Annotated in this window: 15 protein-coding genes; 9 read left to right on the top strand and 6 right to left on the bottom strand. The window is 57.9% G+C overall.

Annotated features, from left to right (window positions below; translation table 11 throughout):
• Positions 1–37 precede the first annotated feature (37 nt).
• The 9 genes from ACP15S_RS20225 (at position 38) to ACP15S_RS20185 (ending at position 8,181) form a co-directional block, all read left to right on the top strand.
• Positions 38–1,018, top strand: a complete 981-nt coding sequence (locus tag ACP15S_RS20225) for an NAD(P)-dependent alcohol dehydrogenase (RefSeq protein WP_425041462.1) — start codon at positions 38–40, stop codon at positions 1,016–1,018.
• 11 nt (positions 1,019–1,029) lie between these two features.
• Positions 1,030–1,692, top strand: coding sequence for a DUF4386 domain-containing protein (locus ACP15S_RS20220; RefSeq protein WP_425041461.1), 663 nt, complete (start codon positions 1,030–1,032; stop codon positions 1,690–1,692).
• 39 nt (positions 1,693–1,731) lie between these two features.
• Positions 1,732–2,121 (top strand): YybH family protein, encoded by a 390-nt coding sequence (locus ACP15S_RS20215; protein WP_425041460.1) that lies wholly within the window; start codon positions 1,732–1,734, stop codon positions 2,119–2,121.
• Between the two features lie 189 nt (positions 2,122–2,310).
• Entirely contained in the window at positions 2,311–3,336 is a 1,026-nt protein-coding gene (locus ACP15S_RS20210; protein ID WP_425041459.1) for an AraC family transcriptional regulator ligand-binding domain-containing protein, read from the top strand.
• Positions 3,337–3,443: 107 nt separating this feature from the next.
• Complete coding sequence (locus tag ACP15S_RS20205) at positions 3,444–4,376, top strand: SDR family oxidoreductase (protein ID WP_425041458.1); 933 nt, start codon at positions 3,444–3,446, stop codon at positions 4,374–4,376.
• Positions 4,373–5,053, top strand: coding sequence for a hypothetical protein (locus ACP15S_RS20200; RefSeq protein WP_425041457.1), 681 nt, complete (start codon positions 4,373–4,375; stop codon positions 5,051–5,053). The genes ACP15S_RS20205 and ACP15S_RS20200 overlap by 4 nt, the downstream gene beginning before the upstream one ends.
• A 28-nt stretch (positions 5,054–5,081) precedes the next feature.
• On the top strand, positions 5,082–6,116 hold the full coding sequence (locus tag ACP15S_RS20195) for a serine hydrolase domain-containing protein (RefSeq protein WP_425041456.1): 1,035 nt from the start codon (positions 5,082–5,084) through the stop codon (positions 6,114–6,116).
• Positions 6,113–7,114, top strand: coding sequence for an alpha/beta fold hydrolase (locus tag ACP15S_RS20190; protein ID WP_425041455.1), 1,002 nt, complete (start codon positions 6,113–6,115; stop codon positions 7,112–7,114). The genes ACP15S_RS20195 and ACP15S_RS20190 overlap by 4 nt, the downstream gene beginning before the upstream one ends.
• Positions 7,114–8,181 (top strand): serine hydrolase domain-containing protein, encoded by a 1,068-nt coding sequence (locus ACP15S_RS20185; RefSeq protein WP_425041454.1) that lies wholly within the window; start codon positions 7,114–7,116, stop codon positions 8,179–8,181. Before ACP15S_RS20190 ends, ACP15S_RS20185 begins: the two co-directional genes overlap by 1 nt.
• Before the next feature lie 182 nt (positions 8,182–8,363).
• On the opposite strand, the gene ACP15S_RS20180 is transcribed toward ACP15S_RS20185, so the two are convergent.
• The 6 genes from ACP15S_RS20180 to ACP15S_RS20155 all read right to left on the bottom strand — a co-directional run.
• Positions 8,364–8,717 carry a hypothetical protein gene (locus ACP15S_RS20180; RefSeq protein ID WP_425041453.1) on the bottom strand — a complete coding sequence of 118 codons (354 nt, stop codon included), beginning with the start codon at positions 8,715–8,717 and terminating at the stop codon, positions 8,364–8,366.
• Between the two features lies 1 nt (position 8,718).
• Positions 8,719–9,438 carry a hypothetical protein gene (locus ACP15S_RS20175; RefSeq protein WP_425041452.1) on the bottom strand — a complete coding sequence of 240 codons (720 nt, stop codon included), beginning with the start codon at positions 9,436–9,438 and terminating at the stop codon, positions 8,719–8,721.
• A gap of 87 nt (positions 9,439–9,525) precedes the next feature.
• Positions 9,526–10,035, bottom strand: coding sequence for a DUF1772 domain-containing protein (locus tag ACP15S_RS20170; protein ID WP_425041451.1), 510 nt, complete (start codon positions 10,033–10,035; stop codon positions 9,526–9,528).
• Positions 10,036–10,131: 96 nt separating this feature from the next.
• Positions 10,132–11,187 (bottom strand): MBL fold metallo-hydrolase, encoded by a 1,056-nt coding sequence (locus tag ACP15S_RS20165; protein WP_425041450.1) that lies wholly within the window; start codon positions 11,185–11,187, stop codon positions 10,132–10,134.
• A 116-nt stretch (positions 11,188–11,303) separates the two neighbouring features.
• Complete coding sequence (locus ACP15S_RS20160) at positions 11,304–12,302, bottom strand: AraC family transcriptional regulator (protein WP_425041449.1); 999 nt, start codon at positions 12,300–12,302, stop codon at positions 11,304–11,306.
• 324 nt (positions 12,303–12,626) lie between these two features.
• A partial coding sequence (locus tag ACP15S_RS20155; RefSeq protein ID WP_425041448.1) for a type IV secretory system conjugative DNA transfer family protein occupies positions 12,627–13,644 on the bottom strand: 1,018 nt, incomplete at its 5' end.

Here is a 13,644-nt window from a genome sequence, read left to right as displayed (position 1 = left end):
CCGGTATCTCCTGTGTCATTCAATCAAGGAGATCAACATGGACACCACATTCAATGCCTGGGAAGTGACCCGCTACGGTGCTCCCGAAGTCCTCGCCCCGGTTTCTCGTCCGTTGCCAAAACCAACTGCAAATCAGGTTCTCATCCGCATTCGCGCCTCGGCTGTTTCGCGGGCCGACGGGCTGATGCGTGCAGGCAAGCCAAGGTTTGCCCGCCTGTTTCTGGGGCTCAAGCGCCCTCGCGCCGGGCTGTCCGGAACCTGTTTTGCCGGCGATATCGTCGCCGTTGGTTCTAAGGTGACTAGGTTCAATATTGGCGATGCTGTCTTCGGCGAAGCCGGGCTGCAGTTCGGTGCCAATGCGACATACATCAGTGTCGACCAGAATGGTAGCCTGCTGAGAAAGCCCGCCAGCGTGGCTTATGAAGAAGCTGCGACACTCTTTGATGGCGCGATGACCTCGTGGCATTTTCTGACCCGTGTCGCGCAAGTTCAGTCAGGTGAACGTGTGTTGATCTTGGGTGGTTCGGGCGGGCTGGGCTCAGCCGCCGTGCAGTTTGCAAAGGCCCTGGGGGCGAACGTCACCGCCAGTGCAAGTGCCAAAAACGCAGAGCTGCTGCGGTCTTTGGGGGCGGATCACGTCAACGACTACAAGTCCCAGGATCCGCTAAGATCCGGCTCCACCTACGATGTTGTCTTTGACACAATCGGCATTTCCTCATTCGGCGCGGCGAAACCGGCTTTGGCCAAGGCCGGGCGCTACATCTGCCCGGTTCTGGGGTTAAGGCTTTTGCGTGACATGCTCGTTACTGGTCTGTTCGGAGGCAAAACTGCCAAATTTGCGGCGGCGGGCATGTCAAAGCCAGAGGTGCATCGCCAAGAGCTGTCCGAGGTTCTTGACCTTATGGGCAATGGACAATTCTCGCCGGTGATGGATCGCACCTATCCATTTGCTGATCTGGTCGAGGCGCATCGCTATGTCGAAACAGGCCGCAAGCGCGGCAATGTCGTTGTGGTCTAGGGGGGCATGTTATGAACACGCTTCCAATCACATTGGGTCAGGCCCGTTTCGCCGGGCTTTGCTATTTGATCATCATCCTTTGCGGCGTCGGGTCAGAGGTCGCCTTGCGCGGACCGCTGATTGACCCAGGCTCGGCAGAAGCAACCGCGAGCGCCATCAGTGCCGAGACGATGCGGTTCCGCCTTTCAATCCTGGCCGATGTCGTCATGGCCCTTGCTGATGCGGCACTGGCAATCTTGCTGTTCTTGATGTTCCGGTCGGTGTCTGCGGGGCTTGCGCTGAGTGCGCTGGTCTTCCGGCTGTTGCAGTCAGGTCTGATCGCGGCGGGCCTCTTGAATTTGCAGGCCGCCCTTTTGGTCATTAATGCCGATCAGTCGCTCAGCTTCATCACGCTGCACGCATACGGCTATGATCTGGGCTTGATCTTCTTTGGCGTGAACTGCCTTTTGACCGCGCATCTCATTATCAATTCGGGGTTTGTCCCGCGCTTCTTGGGGCTTGGGATTGGCGTGTCGGGGTTGGTCTACCTAACCGGTAGCACACTGCGCTTTGCCGCCCCTGATCTGCACAGTTTCGCGGCACCCGCCTATCTCGTGCCTCTGATCGCCGAGACAGCGTTCTGCCTCTGGCTTTTGATTTTGCCTGGCCACGGACGTGGTCCTGCGACCGCCTGAAGTACGATCACGCAAACAAATTTATGGAAGGACTCTCAAATGTCTGATCACGTCGTTCTTGAATTGATCAAGCAAGCAGACAAGGCCATCACCAACGAAGATTTCGAAGCACTGATGGCGTTCTACGCCGATGACGCCGTGCTGGTTGTCCAACCCGGCCAAATCGCAAGGGGAAAAACCCAGATCCGGCAAGCATTTGAAGCGATCGCAAAACACTTCAAAAACGCGTTGACGGTAACGCAAGGCGAGGCGCATGCGATTGAGGGTGCTGGTACGGTTTTGGTCGTCATGGAGACCCTTGTGTTCGTCAGGGGTGCACAAAGCCCCATCAAACGGCGGGCGACCTACGTCTTTAAAGGGGACTGCGACAATGGCTGGCTGTGCTCCGTCGACAACTCTTATGGCACTGAACTTTTGGATGCCACTTAAGTGCAGGCTGGGTCGAGGCGGAGAAAGCTTCGCAGAGAGTATTGTGGCGCAGATCTGCAGATATCTGCCTTCAGATCGCAAAGCGCCGATATCGAACGCGAGGCAAGGCCAGCTGGCCTGCCGTTCACTTGATCAATGCGGATGGCAGACCTTATGCTGGTCCCAAACCGACGGGTGGGGACGTCCCATATGACTGATCATACGATGGCCGCGGGTTTTGCCGCGTCTTTTGCTGACTATGCCAGCGAAAAAGGTGCTGATCGCAATGCCCTGCTAGCTGAAAGCGGCCTGACTGAGGACGATCTGTCAGACCAGGACAACCGCATCCCAAGGGCCGCGTATCAGACGATGATCGGTGTTGCGATACGGCAAACCGGCGATACGGCTTTGTTGCTGCGACACACCTTCGACTCGCGGCTAGAGACGATGTCGATCGTCGGCCAGATTGTACACACGTCTTCCTCGCTGCGTCACTCGTTCGAGCAACTCAACCGCTATCTGCACCTGATGGGCGATGTGGAGCTACCGCAGGGGGTCGATCGATACGAACTGCAGGGCACCGCTGACGGTCTATGGATTATTGATCATCTCGTCTTGCCGCCCGAGATGTCTTTCTGGTCGGAGGTGTCCTTCGCACGCTTTATCAGTGAATTCCGCAGATCATTCCCTGACGCGACTTTTGAAATTGCGATGGAGGTCACCTATCCGTCGCCGCCGCATGCAGACCAATACCCTGAGCTGTTCCGCGTGCCCGTGGAATTCAACGCCAAGCGAAACGCGCTAAAGATTGATCCGGTTTGGGACAGCCCCGAGACCCAGTTCGAGCCAGGCAACGCATACGCGTTCGGCATTTTCACGCGTCATGCGGATGAGATGCTTGCAAAGCTTCAGGCCGACACAACCATCCGTGCTCGGATTGAAGCGCAAATCCTGCCGAAACTGCATGAAGGCACGATTTCTATGGATAAAGTTGCAAGTGACCTCGCGATGAGCCGTCAGACGCTTTATCGGCGCCTGAAAGAGGAAGAGATCACATTTGCGGAAATCCACGATGATCTGCGCCGCCGGATGGCCATGGAATATTTGAGTGGTCAAAAGGTCACCGTGAATGAGACCGCATACCTTCTGGGGTTCTCGGAAGCCTCTTCATTCGTGCGGGCATTCAAACGCTGGACGGGCCTTAGCCCCACGGCCTACCTCAATCAGGCGGCCTGACCGCACTGATGTTACGAAGTGTCAATTCATTGATACTTGCGGTCATGCTGTAACCGCAACAGACCGGCTATCTGCTTTCTCGTAACTTAGACGAGAAAGGTCCGACTATGAAAACGCGGCTTACCCTAACGGTTGAGGGCGCTGTCATGAAACGCGTCTTCATCGCAGGGGCAACAGGCTATCTTGGGCGCTTTCTTTGCGCCGAATTTCAGCAGCGGGGCTGGTATGTGATCGCACTTGTTCGCAACCCGGCCCAAGTCAAGCCCATCGCGGCCGACCAATTGATCCAAGCGCAGGCGACTGACGCGGCCTCTATCCGGGGTGTGATGGCGGGAACCGATCTGGTTGTGTCCAGTTTGGGCATCACCCGCCAGACCGACGGGTTGGACTACTGGGATGTAGACTATCAGGCCAATCTCAACCTTCTGCGCGAGGCCGAGCGGGCAGGTGTCAGCCGGTTCGCCTACATTCACGTACTGCGTGCGGCCGACATGGCGCAGGTCCCGATGGTCGCTGCAAAGTCCGCCTTTGTGGAAGAGTTGCAGCGTTCGGCGATCGCCAGCACGATCATTGCGCCCTCGGGGTACTTCTCGGATATGAGCGACTTCCTCACAATGGCACGGTCCGGCCGGGTCTGGTTGTTCGGAGATGGCAGCAAACGGATCAATCCCATCCACGGGGCGGATTTGGCTGTGGCAACGGTTGACGCGGTTGAGGACGGTGTCGCTTGGCTCGATGTCGGCGGGCCGGACATCTTTGACCAAAAGGAACTTGCCGAACTTGCATTTGCCAGTTTGGGCAAGGCCTCGCGGGTGACTTTCCTGCCGGACATGCTGCGCCGGATCGCGCTGCGCCTTCTATCACTGTTCACGCCGCGCCGCATCAGCGGGCCAGCCCGCTTTTTTCTGAGCGCCTTGGCCCTGGACATGGTCGGAGACCGGCATGGCACGCGGCATCTGAGAGCGCATTTTGAAAATAGCCTCGCCACGACGCGCTCGGCGAGCATTCACAGACTTCCGACGGAAAGGAATAAATCATGACGATGCAACGTATTGGCGGCGTAGCCGCGCTGGCCTGTGCGGCCACCTATCTTTTTGGCTTTGCGCTGCTCGTAACCGTAATGGCGGAGATGGGATTCGGCACAAACGAGATCGACGCGACCGCTGTTGTCAGTGCCACAGTGGAAAATCCGGCGCTCATGATCACTTGGAACACCGTGATCTATATCGTCAATGCCTTGGCGCTGACGTTGCTCGTCGTCGCATTGGCAGGCCGGCTGAAGCGCATTTCACCGGAGTGGGGTACCACCTCGATGGCCTTTGGTCTGATCTGGACCACACTGGTGCTTGGCGCGGGTATGATCGCAAATGTTGCCACTGAACGGGTGATGGCTTTGGCGCCGACGGATTTCGATGCCGCCGTTCGGATTTGGGAGGCCCTGCACGCAGTCGAGCTTGGCCTTGGTGGCGGCAATGAAATTGCCGGTGGTGTCTGGATCTTCTGCGTCAGCCTTGCAGGCGTTGTGTACAGCGCATTCGGAAAGATTGTCACCGGGCTTGGCCTGCTGACCGGTTTGGGCGGGCTTCTTACAATTCTGCCGCCGCTGGGCGAAGTTGCCGGTGCTGTCTTCGGCCTTGGTGCAATTGCCTGGTTCATCGCGGTTGGCCTTGCACTTCTTTTCAAGAGCGAAGCGGCAGTGGACCCGCTGCGCGCTTGACTGTAACCTGATCGATGGAGAGACCCGAATGACACTTTCCCAGAATTTACAGGCCCTCATCGACGCGGAAGCCGGTAAGCCACATACACATGGGATTATCTTGCGGGTCTTCTCTGGCGACGGTCAGGTTGATTTCACAGGGAGCGCGGGGGCCGCAGTGCCTGACACACGGTTCCCGATTGCGAGCATATCCAAGATGTATACAGCGGCGCTGGTCATGCAGCTTGTGGACGAAGGGAGTATCAATCTGGATCAGACCGTCAGCAGCATTCTGGCGGATGTAGACCTGTCTGCACTGCACGTGGTGAAAGGGGTTGATCACGGGCCAGCGCTGACGGTGCGGCAGTTGCTGCACCAAACGTCCGGTCTGGCAGACTATTACGAAAGCGATCTGGCCCATGATCTGAAGCAGGGGAAAGACCGCAGCTATGATCTGGGTGATGTGCTGCAGATGACCAAGGCATTGCCGCCAGCCGCCGCGCCAGACAGCGGCAGGTCGCATTACTCTGACACCAACTACCAACTTCTGGGTGCGGTGATCGAGGCTGTGACTGGCTTGACTTACGATCGGGCGCTGCAAGCCCGGATCTGTCAACCGCTGGGGCTCACACAAACCGGTGTGTTGCAGGGGACAGACTTGGGCATGCCGGTCTACCACAAGGACCAGCGGCTGGATGTTTCCCTGATACTGGCAAGCATGAAGGCCGATGGCGGCATCATCTCGACGCTTGACGAGTTGCTGATCTTTCTGCGTTCCTTCATGGAAAGGCGGCTGTTCAACCCCGAAAACGCCGCCCAGATGCGGCAATGGAACCGCCTCTTCTTTCCGCTGCAATATGGCTACGGCCTGATGCGGATTAAGCTACCGCTTTGGATGACGCTTTTCCGCGCGACGCCGGAGTTGATCGGCCATTCCGGGGCGAGTGGGAGCTTTGCTTACTATGCACCGGATCGCGACACCTACATCCTCGGCAGCTTCAACCAAACCGATGCGCCGCGGCGTCCGATCGGTTTCATGCTGAAAGCACTGGCGCAGGTCGCAAAGTATGGGGGCGCGCGATGAAGCGGGTGCTCAAATGGACAGCGGTGATTTGCGTTGGTCTGCTCGGCACCTTTCTTTCCCTGTTTCTCGGGACGCGCGGGGACTATCCGGTGGCCAGTCTTGTCATCGATGACCCGACACTGCCTTCAGAGACCATTGCCGGTGTTCACTTGCACATGCGGGTTCATGAGGGGCCGGCAGATGCGCCAGTGATCATTGTTCTGCATGGTGGTCCGGGTGGCGATTTTCGTTCGTTGGAGGCATTGGCGGGTCTCTCGGATGAATTCACGGTCGTCTTCTATGATCAACGCGGCGCGGGCTTGTCCGAACGGGTTCTTGCGGAGATGCTTACACTTGACGGTTATCTTGCGGAGCTAGCCGCGATCATCGAGGCCGTGTCACCTGACGCGCCCCCGATCCTGATTGGTCATTCATGGGGGGCAATGCTTGCGACCGCCTTTCTTGGCCAGAACCCTGATGGTGCGCACGCCGCGGTTCTCATTGAACCCGGCTATCTCGATACGGCAGGCCGCGCGGCATGGGAGGCGGAAAGCCAGCGATATCTATCCGGCGTCACCTATTGGCGCGAGGCACTTTTGACAGGGTTTCGTGCCCAGCATGTCGAAGGGCCGGACGAGGATGCACAAGATGACTTTCTGATCGGGCATATGGTGGGTGTTTTCACGAACCATCCGGACAATCCCTATCACTGCGGTGAAGGATATACCGCACCCAGCCGGCGCTTTGGCGCATTAGCCAGTAACACATGGGGCGTCGCATCGATGGCCGATTTTGAACGCCTAACCTCTAAAGCCAAGGCCTTTGTCGGTCCCGTTCTTTTGATGGCGGGTGCATGTAACAGTTGGACAGGTGCTGCGCTTCAAGAACAGCATTTGGGGGTCTTTGGCAACGCAGACCTCAGCGTCATCGCCGCCGCTGGCCACGATGTGATCTGGGACAATCCTACGGAGTCTCTCAGCAACATTCGCGCATTCCTGAATGCCGGGAATAAAAAGTGATGGCAGATGGGAACCCACATACCAAACTGATCCGGTACATGATGCGACCGTATGAGAGCCCGCACCATTCTGTTGTCGCATTCTGGCTTCAGGATGGCGAAGTGACCTATTTCCAATCCGGTACGCAGATCTCAGAAGCGCCGCATGAGGATTGGATATTCGAGATTGCGTCGATCACCAAGGTATTCACAGCGATTCTTCTCTGTCGGCTCATCGAAGAAGGTAAGATCGACCCAAAGGCACCAGTGCGCGAGATGTCAGACGTACTGACGGACGTGCCTGACTGGATCACACCAGAGCGTTTGACTGCGCACACCAGCGGACTGCCGAACTACTATATGCAGCTTTGGAAGGCCGTGTTCCGAAAGACACCTAACGGCCCCTACGCGGACTTCTCGCGCGAGGATTTGCTCGCGTGGTTTCAGCAACGCAGCAATAGATCGGCCCCAAAGGTGCACCGCCACCACTATTCAAACCTCGGGGTCGGCCTGCTGGGGGAGGCAATGGCCATAATGGAAGATACGTCATTTTCCGACCTCCTTTCGTCCAAAGTGACGGGCCCGCTTGGGCTGAAGGATACGACCGATCGGTTGAGCAAAGCCCAGAACGCGCGCTTCGCCCAACCAAGGGCGACCAGCGGCAAAGCCGTTCCGCCCTGGATCTTTCAAAGCCTCGCCGCGGCCGGATGCCTGCGTTCCTCAGCGCAAGACCTTGCTTCTTTTGCAAAGGCCGTCATTCGCGCGCTGAGTGCACCGCAGACCGTGCTTGAGCGTGCAATTGCCCGGTCGAGCATTCCAATCCTAGGCTTGGGTCGAAGAGGAGCCCAGGTGCCAACAGCACAGTGTTCCGGCTGGCTTCTGGTAACGATGGACCAGCAGATGCCAGGTTACCTCTTCCACAATGGTGGAACTGAAGGGTCTTCTTCCGCCCTGTATATCTCTGCCGAAAGGCAAACTGCCTTTGGAATTCTGTCCAACAACGGGGTCGCCGCAAACCTCTGGGGGGCGACGAAAATGAACTGGTCTCATCCCCTACAGAAGGCACACGATCTTTTGGCTTTGGTTTGACTTTGGGTCCGGAAAGCGTCGGAAAGTCATTCTTGACGAACGCCCAACTGGCCGCGGCCACCGAGGTGTCGGTTGGGGGGAGGTCTCACGGCAGGGATCCGCTGCTATGGGCCAAAAACAACCCCGGCTTAGACCGCGATAAGTAATGCCAGAAACGCACTGTTTGCTCTGGCGGCGCATAGTCAAACCAGGACCATTACTGCCAATATCAGCGTTACAGCCATGACTGGCCCCCAAAGCTTGCGCTCTGCTTGTGATGGCGTAACCCAATTCAGCAATGTTGAAACAGCGAGAACCGCTGCGCCCAGCCAAGCCGTCCAGCGCGGCCAATTTGGCCATTGACCATCGGCGGAAAGCATCGACAGCGCGATTGCCGCCAGTACGACAATGGAAAGCGCTGCAATGACCCGACTTTTTGGTGGGAGTGCGCCTTCGATTTGACCGCCTTGGGTCAGCCGGCCAAAAGGGGCCCCCAAGATCAGCGCGATTTGAAAGCCAACAACGCCGAGTAAGATGATGCAGAGCAGATAGACCATGTCAGTGACTTTCCTCTTTGCGACGGCCACCTTTCTGGCCAGCAGACAGCGGGACCGATGCCAAGTTTGACGGTGCCTTTGGCTCGTTGGTCGTCAGCCTCTCTATGATTTCCCGTTCGCACAGGCCATTGTCGGCCCGTTGCAAGATCAGCTCTGCATGTCGCACGCCGTCTTCGTCATAGCCGTAAAGAACGGACTGGGCCCTGATATCCAATGGGCCTGAGCGCCAGGATCGGCGGCTGCGCGGATCGATGTAGAGCGTGGATTTCGAATAGTGCTCGTCCCCGCTCTTGATGTCTGTGCGAGCAAACATGATCTCGTCGACGCCTTGGTGTTCGAAAGGCTGGCTGATGCTGCGAAAATGCGAGTCCATCTTGCCATCCTCATCGACACCGTATCCCGTGATCGATAATGACGCGACACCCTGCGAAATGCGCCAAATACCGGAGTGGCATTTGCCATTGGCTTCGTAGCGATAGGTCCACAGGCCTTTGATGAACTTTTCCCGATGGTAGAGCGACAGCAGCATGTCGGAACGGTTGATCAGCCAGTAGACCAATATGATCAGCAATCGGAACAGCCCCACACTTGTAAGAAACGTGATCAGCCACGCGACTTGCGTCGGGATGTCATCAATCGTGGAAAGAAGGCTGCTGAGCGCCATGATGTAGGAGATCGTGACCAGCAGGATGAGGATGTTTACTTTTTCGAGGATCGTCATGGCCTTGGTCTCCCTAGGTTGGCCGGGCCGCAAATCGCCTTTGGGTCGGCCCGTGACACGAACGCGCCGACCCTTTGTGGCCGCGTATCACGCGGTCTGTGCTTGGTTCTGGGTCATCCAGAGCAACCCGAAGAGAAGCAGCGCAGCGGAAATGGCGCAGGCCAGCGTCCGTACCGAGTTCCAGAAGGTCCAGCGGGGCACATAGATCTGCATCCAATAGTCGCGTGTTGTGCCAGATGACGTCTCCATCCCGGCAAGCGCTTCGTTCATGGGCACGTTGAAGAAGACAGTGACGCCGAAACAGCCGATCAGATAGACCAGCCCGGCCAGCATGATCAGTGTTCCCAAAGGGCCGCTGAGGCCAAAGGCCCCATAGGCTGCGATGGCCAGCGACACCGCTGCCATGCCCAGAAACAGCGCCATGAAAATCCAGCGAAAAACCTCGCGGTTGATGACCTGCATCGCCTCGACGCCACCATGACCACCGGTCAGGGCAAGCGAGCGCATGATGAAGTCGGAAAAGGCCAGAAACACGCCGCCCACGAGGGCATAGGCAAGGATTGCGAATTGGAAGAGAAAGAAGAAAAACGTCGACATTGTTGGTCCTCCTGATTGGGGAATAGCGGCGGGCGTGCGAGACCTCCTGCCACGCGGTCTGCGGTCCAGCCAATTTGGCCCGACCGCAGGCTGTGTTCAGTGCATGATCGCGTGCATCACCACCGTCTCGCAGTGGCTGTCTGCCCAAAGATCAACGACCGAGAGCGTGCCTTCCCAGCGGTCAATCACCTGCGCGGCGCAGTCGTCGCGGACCTGCTCCATCGTGATGCGATAGGCCAGGTTGCCGTGCTGGAACTCGGTCAGCTCCATATTCGCCATGAAGCGGCCCATAAAGTCCGGCCACATCCCCAGCACGGTGTCGCGCACATCATGGGCGTAGTCGCGCGCGGTCTCGACGTCCTGCCGGTTGCCCAGCACCGAGACATGGCCGGACAGGAAGTGCTCAAAGTCATAGGACAGGAACGTGTCGAAGCTGGCCATATAGCCTTCGAGGTCGGCGGTGCCGCCGAAATTCATGAACGGCGCTTCGCCGGGGGTGATTGTATCGACGGCCATCAGAAACTGCTGGTCCGGCAGGTGGATGATCACATCCACGTCGTTGGCGTGAAAGTTCGCGGTCTGCAGTTCGATTGGAACGCCGCCCACATTCATCGAAAGCTGCTCTGCGAAGGTTTCGGTTGGCGTCAGAACACCGCGCAGCGGGGACTTGGCGAGGCTGTCGGCGAAGGCTTCGGCCCCGATGACCGTCAGCCCCTCAATATCCGCGAAGGTATAGCCGCCGCCATTGTGATCGGCGTGCTTGTGGCTGAGCACGAAATGGGTGATCGGAACGCCGGGGGCGGACATCTCGATGGCCGCGCGCAGGCGCTCGCCAAAGCTGGGGGGCGCGTCGAAGACCACGACGCCCTCATCGGTGACAAGGAAAGCGGACTGATAGATCAGGTCGGTGACAAAGAAGAGGCCCGGTTCGATTTCGCTGACATGCAGGCCGAACTCGGTGTTGATCTGCGCTGCGCGGGCGCGCATTTGCGGCAGCTCGGGCGCGAAGTGGCGGAAGCTGTCGGGGTGATCGGTTTCAATGCTGATCGTGTTGGCCGGGTTATGCCCGTGGCCTTCACCGGCAGATGCGGTGCCGAACGTGCCAAGTATTGCAAGGCAGGCGATGGCGGAAATGGAAGCGGCATGTTTCATGGAAAGTCTCCTCTGGTTTGTGCAAGAGGAGGATTAATTGCAGTGTTGCGGGTCGGTATTGACCGCGATTGCCAGGGTTTTGACATCTGCGGCCAATGCCGCATAGCGCGGGGCCTTTACCCCAGAGACTTCCGATAGGCCGCCGGTGTCATCCCCATCCAGCGCTTGAACGCGCGGTTGAAGGCGCTTTGCTCGGAGTATCCTGTGAGGAACGCTATCTCGGATAGCGCATAGCGTTCATCTTGCAGCATGGCTGTGGCGATCTCGCGGCGCGTCTCTTCGGTCAGGGTCTGAAAGCTGAGCCCGTGTTCAGCAAGGCGCCGGTGAAAGGACCGGGCGCTCAACCCCAGCTTGCGGGCGATATCTGCCATCTTGGGCAGGCCTTCACTGAGGGCGCGGGCAATCTCGCCTTTGGTTTGCGCGGGAAGATCGGGTGTATCGTCGATCTGTTGAATTTCCTGTTCGAGGTGGGACACAAGAAAAGACGTGATGCCCTCATCCCCAAGAATATTGGGTTGGGACAGAGAGTGATGGGACAAAAGCATCGCGTCCCTGTCTGCAGCGAAATGGACCGGACAGCCAAAATACGCTTCGTGATGCTCGAGTGTCTTGGGAGCAGCGTGCTTGAAATAGACTTCGATCGGTGAAAATGGGCGCGACGACACCTGCCTGCCGAGCGAAACGCCGCTTGCCATCGTCGCCTCAACCGAGATGCGCAGACCGAGCCGGCGGAAACCTTTCCGGTGCTGCACGAACAACATTCCCCGATCTGTCTTTTGCAATTCGTACTGCGTGACACTTGTCCACAGACGCCAGTACCTCGCCACACGAGAGAAAGAGCCAAGCAAATTGGGCGCGGCTTTCCACGCAAGGCCAAGCGCGCCATATTCGTCGGTGCGCATGGCCTCGCCCACCCTCAAGGGCAAAGCGGTTATGTCCATCTGCCCGGCCATCGTCTCGATCATGCCGTAGTAGCGGTCGTCATCGATCATGTGCTTGGGGTCGACGGGTCCATCGATATCCAATCCCACGGACGCAAGCACCGCCCGCGCATCCACAGCATCGCCTGCGACACCCACAACTTTCCGAGCAAAAAGAGACGTAACCTGACCCATGCGTCCAGGTTAAGCCAGTCGAAAACACGTTCCAAGTCTTCCGGCCGAATGAGAGTTATTCCCAAGGCCTTGACGGATGGCCGTTTTACCGGTGACCAAGTTGCCTGGGACCACCGCAGCGAAGCTATGATTTCGTTGTTTTGCCGAGCGCATTCGAATGACCGGATTGAAGATAAGCCTTGCAACGCGGCGCATCGCCTGCTGCAAGCGCTAACAAACGCTGCGTCAGCAATAGCCGCGACTGCACAAGTCCGGATTGTCCGCGATGCTGACCTTCGTACAAGGATCTCCAAAGGTCCGCTTTGATACTCGGTGGCCACGCACCTAGACCTTGTGTGTGAGCGCCTGTTCTCTGAACTCAGCCTCGATATCTTCACCATCCCGCACACGATGCTTCGCGATTTCGCTGCTGTCGCCATCCTCGATGTCCTCGCTCAGGGTAGAAGTATTTCCATCACCCTCTGAATCGGTCTTTGCATTGGCCTCAGCGACAATCTCTTTGCCTGGCGCGGCGCCCCCACCCTGCCCCGCCGAGTCCTCCGCGCCAATTTTCGCAAGCGCAGAGATCGTCGATTGGACGGCAGCTTTGGCGTCTGCTTCGTCGCCGGCGATCATGTCCGTCAGCTTGAAACTCTGCTGTACGGGAAGGTCTGGCTCAGCCTGATCTGTGGTCAAACCAACTTCCCGAAGCGCCTTCGAACTCTTCTTGCGCCGACTGGTGGCAAGCGTGGTGCCCGTGGACGCCGTGGTTTGTGCGGCAGCAATACTTGTTTCAACCATCTTTGACGGTGCTTTGCGGGAAGACCGCGTCTTCACGCCTTGTGCCATGGTCTCATCTTTTTCCACGCGGGTCGCCGCCCGATCCTCCTGCCCCGCCTCAGTTGCCTGGACCCGCGGTTCTTCTGCAGGAACCACTTCCGGAAACGGGAACTCGCCCGACTGTGCCTTATGAATGCTCTTGAAGAATGGGTCGTCGAAATACCGAATGCGCTTTGCCCGCACCGGCATCTGGGCGTCCACGACCATGACGATGTCATCAAGCGACATGCGCCGGGCTTCGTCCTTCGGCAGAAGCGATGTCTCTTCCGTGCGCTCGGACATGCTGCGCCCTTCGAACGGATTGCGACCGATGGAGCGTGAGCGAGTGACCACGCGTTTGGTGGTCATGCCGACCGCGCCACTCAACTCCTCGACGGTCTTTTCATCGGACGGTGTGAGATAGAGTTTGATCCCGGCATTTCCCTGCAACGCGCGACGGGTGTTCTCGCCGTAGATTTCATCGAGCGCCGGGATCGTCTGGGTCACAATCGCCAGGTGGCCGCGATAAGACCGCAATGTCTCG

It is taken from the genome of Primorskyibacter sp. S187A, from assembly GCF_049800955.1.
In the GTDB taxonomy this organism is placed as follows: domain Bacteria; phylum Pseudomonadota; class Alphaproteobacteria; order Rhodobacterales; family Rhodobacteraceae; genus JAKVBH01.
This window is presented reverse-complemented; position numbering and strand designations above follow the sequence as displayed.

Bases quoted from the DNA above. Each gene is read 5' to 3' on its own strand.
- ACP15S_RS20160 (WP_425041449.1), bottom strand. From the start codon at position 12,302: ATGGGTCAGGTTACGTCTCTTTTTGCTCGGAAAGTTGTGGGTGTCGCA.
- ACP15S_RS20215 (WP_425041460.1), top strand. From the start codon at position 1,732: ATGTCTGATCACGTCGTTCTTGAATTGATCAAGCAAGCAGACAAGGCC.
- ACP15S_RS20190 (WP_425041455.1), top strand. From the start codon at position 6,113: ATGAAGCGGGTGCTCAAATGGACAGCGGTGATTTGCGTTGGTCTGCTC.
- ACP15S_RS20195 (WP_425041456.1), top strand. From the start codon at position 5,082: ATGACACTTTCCCAGAATTTACAGGCCCTCATCGACGCGGAAGCCGGT.
- ACP15S_RS20175 (WP_425041452.1), bottom strand. From the start codon at position 9,438: ATGACGATCCTCGAAAAAGTAAACATCCTCATCCTGCTGGTCACGATC.
- ACP15S_RS20165 (WP_425041450.1), bottom strand. From the start codon at position 11,187: ATGAAACATGCCGCTTCCATTTCCGCCATCGCCTGCCTTGCAATACTT.
- ACP15S_RS20225 (WP_425041462.1), top strand. From the start codon at position 38: ATGGACACCACATTCAATGCCTGGGAAGTGACCCGCTACGGTGCTCCC.
- ACP15S_RS20200 (WP_425041457.1), top strand. From the start codon at position 4,373: ATGACGATGCAACGTATTGGCGGCGTAGCCGCGCTGGCCTGTGCGGCC.
- ACP15S_RS20210 (WP_425041459.1), top strand. From the start codon at position 2,311: ATGACTGATCATACGATGGCCGCGGGTTTTGCCGCGTCTTTTGCTGAC.
- ACP15S_RS20180 (WP_425041453.1), bottom strand. From the start codon at position 8,717: ATGGTCTATCTGCTCTGCATCATCTTACTCGGCGTTGTTGGCTTTCAA.
- ACP15S_RS20185 (WP_425041454.1), top strand. From the start codon at position 7,114: ATGGCAGATGGGAACCCACATACCAAACTGATCCGGTACATGATGCGA.
- ACP15S_RS20205 (WP_425041458.1), top strand. From the start codon at position 3,444: ATGAAAACGCGGCTTACCCTAACGGTTGAGGGCGCTGTCATGAAACGC.
- ACP15S_RS20220 (WP_425041461.1), top strand. From the start codon at position 1,030: ATGAACACGCTTCCAATCACATTGGGTCAGGCCCGTTTCGCCGGGCTT.
- ACP15S_RS20170 (WP_425041451.1), bottom strand. From the start codon at position 10,035: ATGTCGACGTTTTTCTTCTTTCTCTTCCAATTCGCAATCCTTGCCTAT.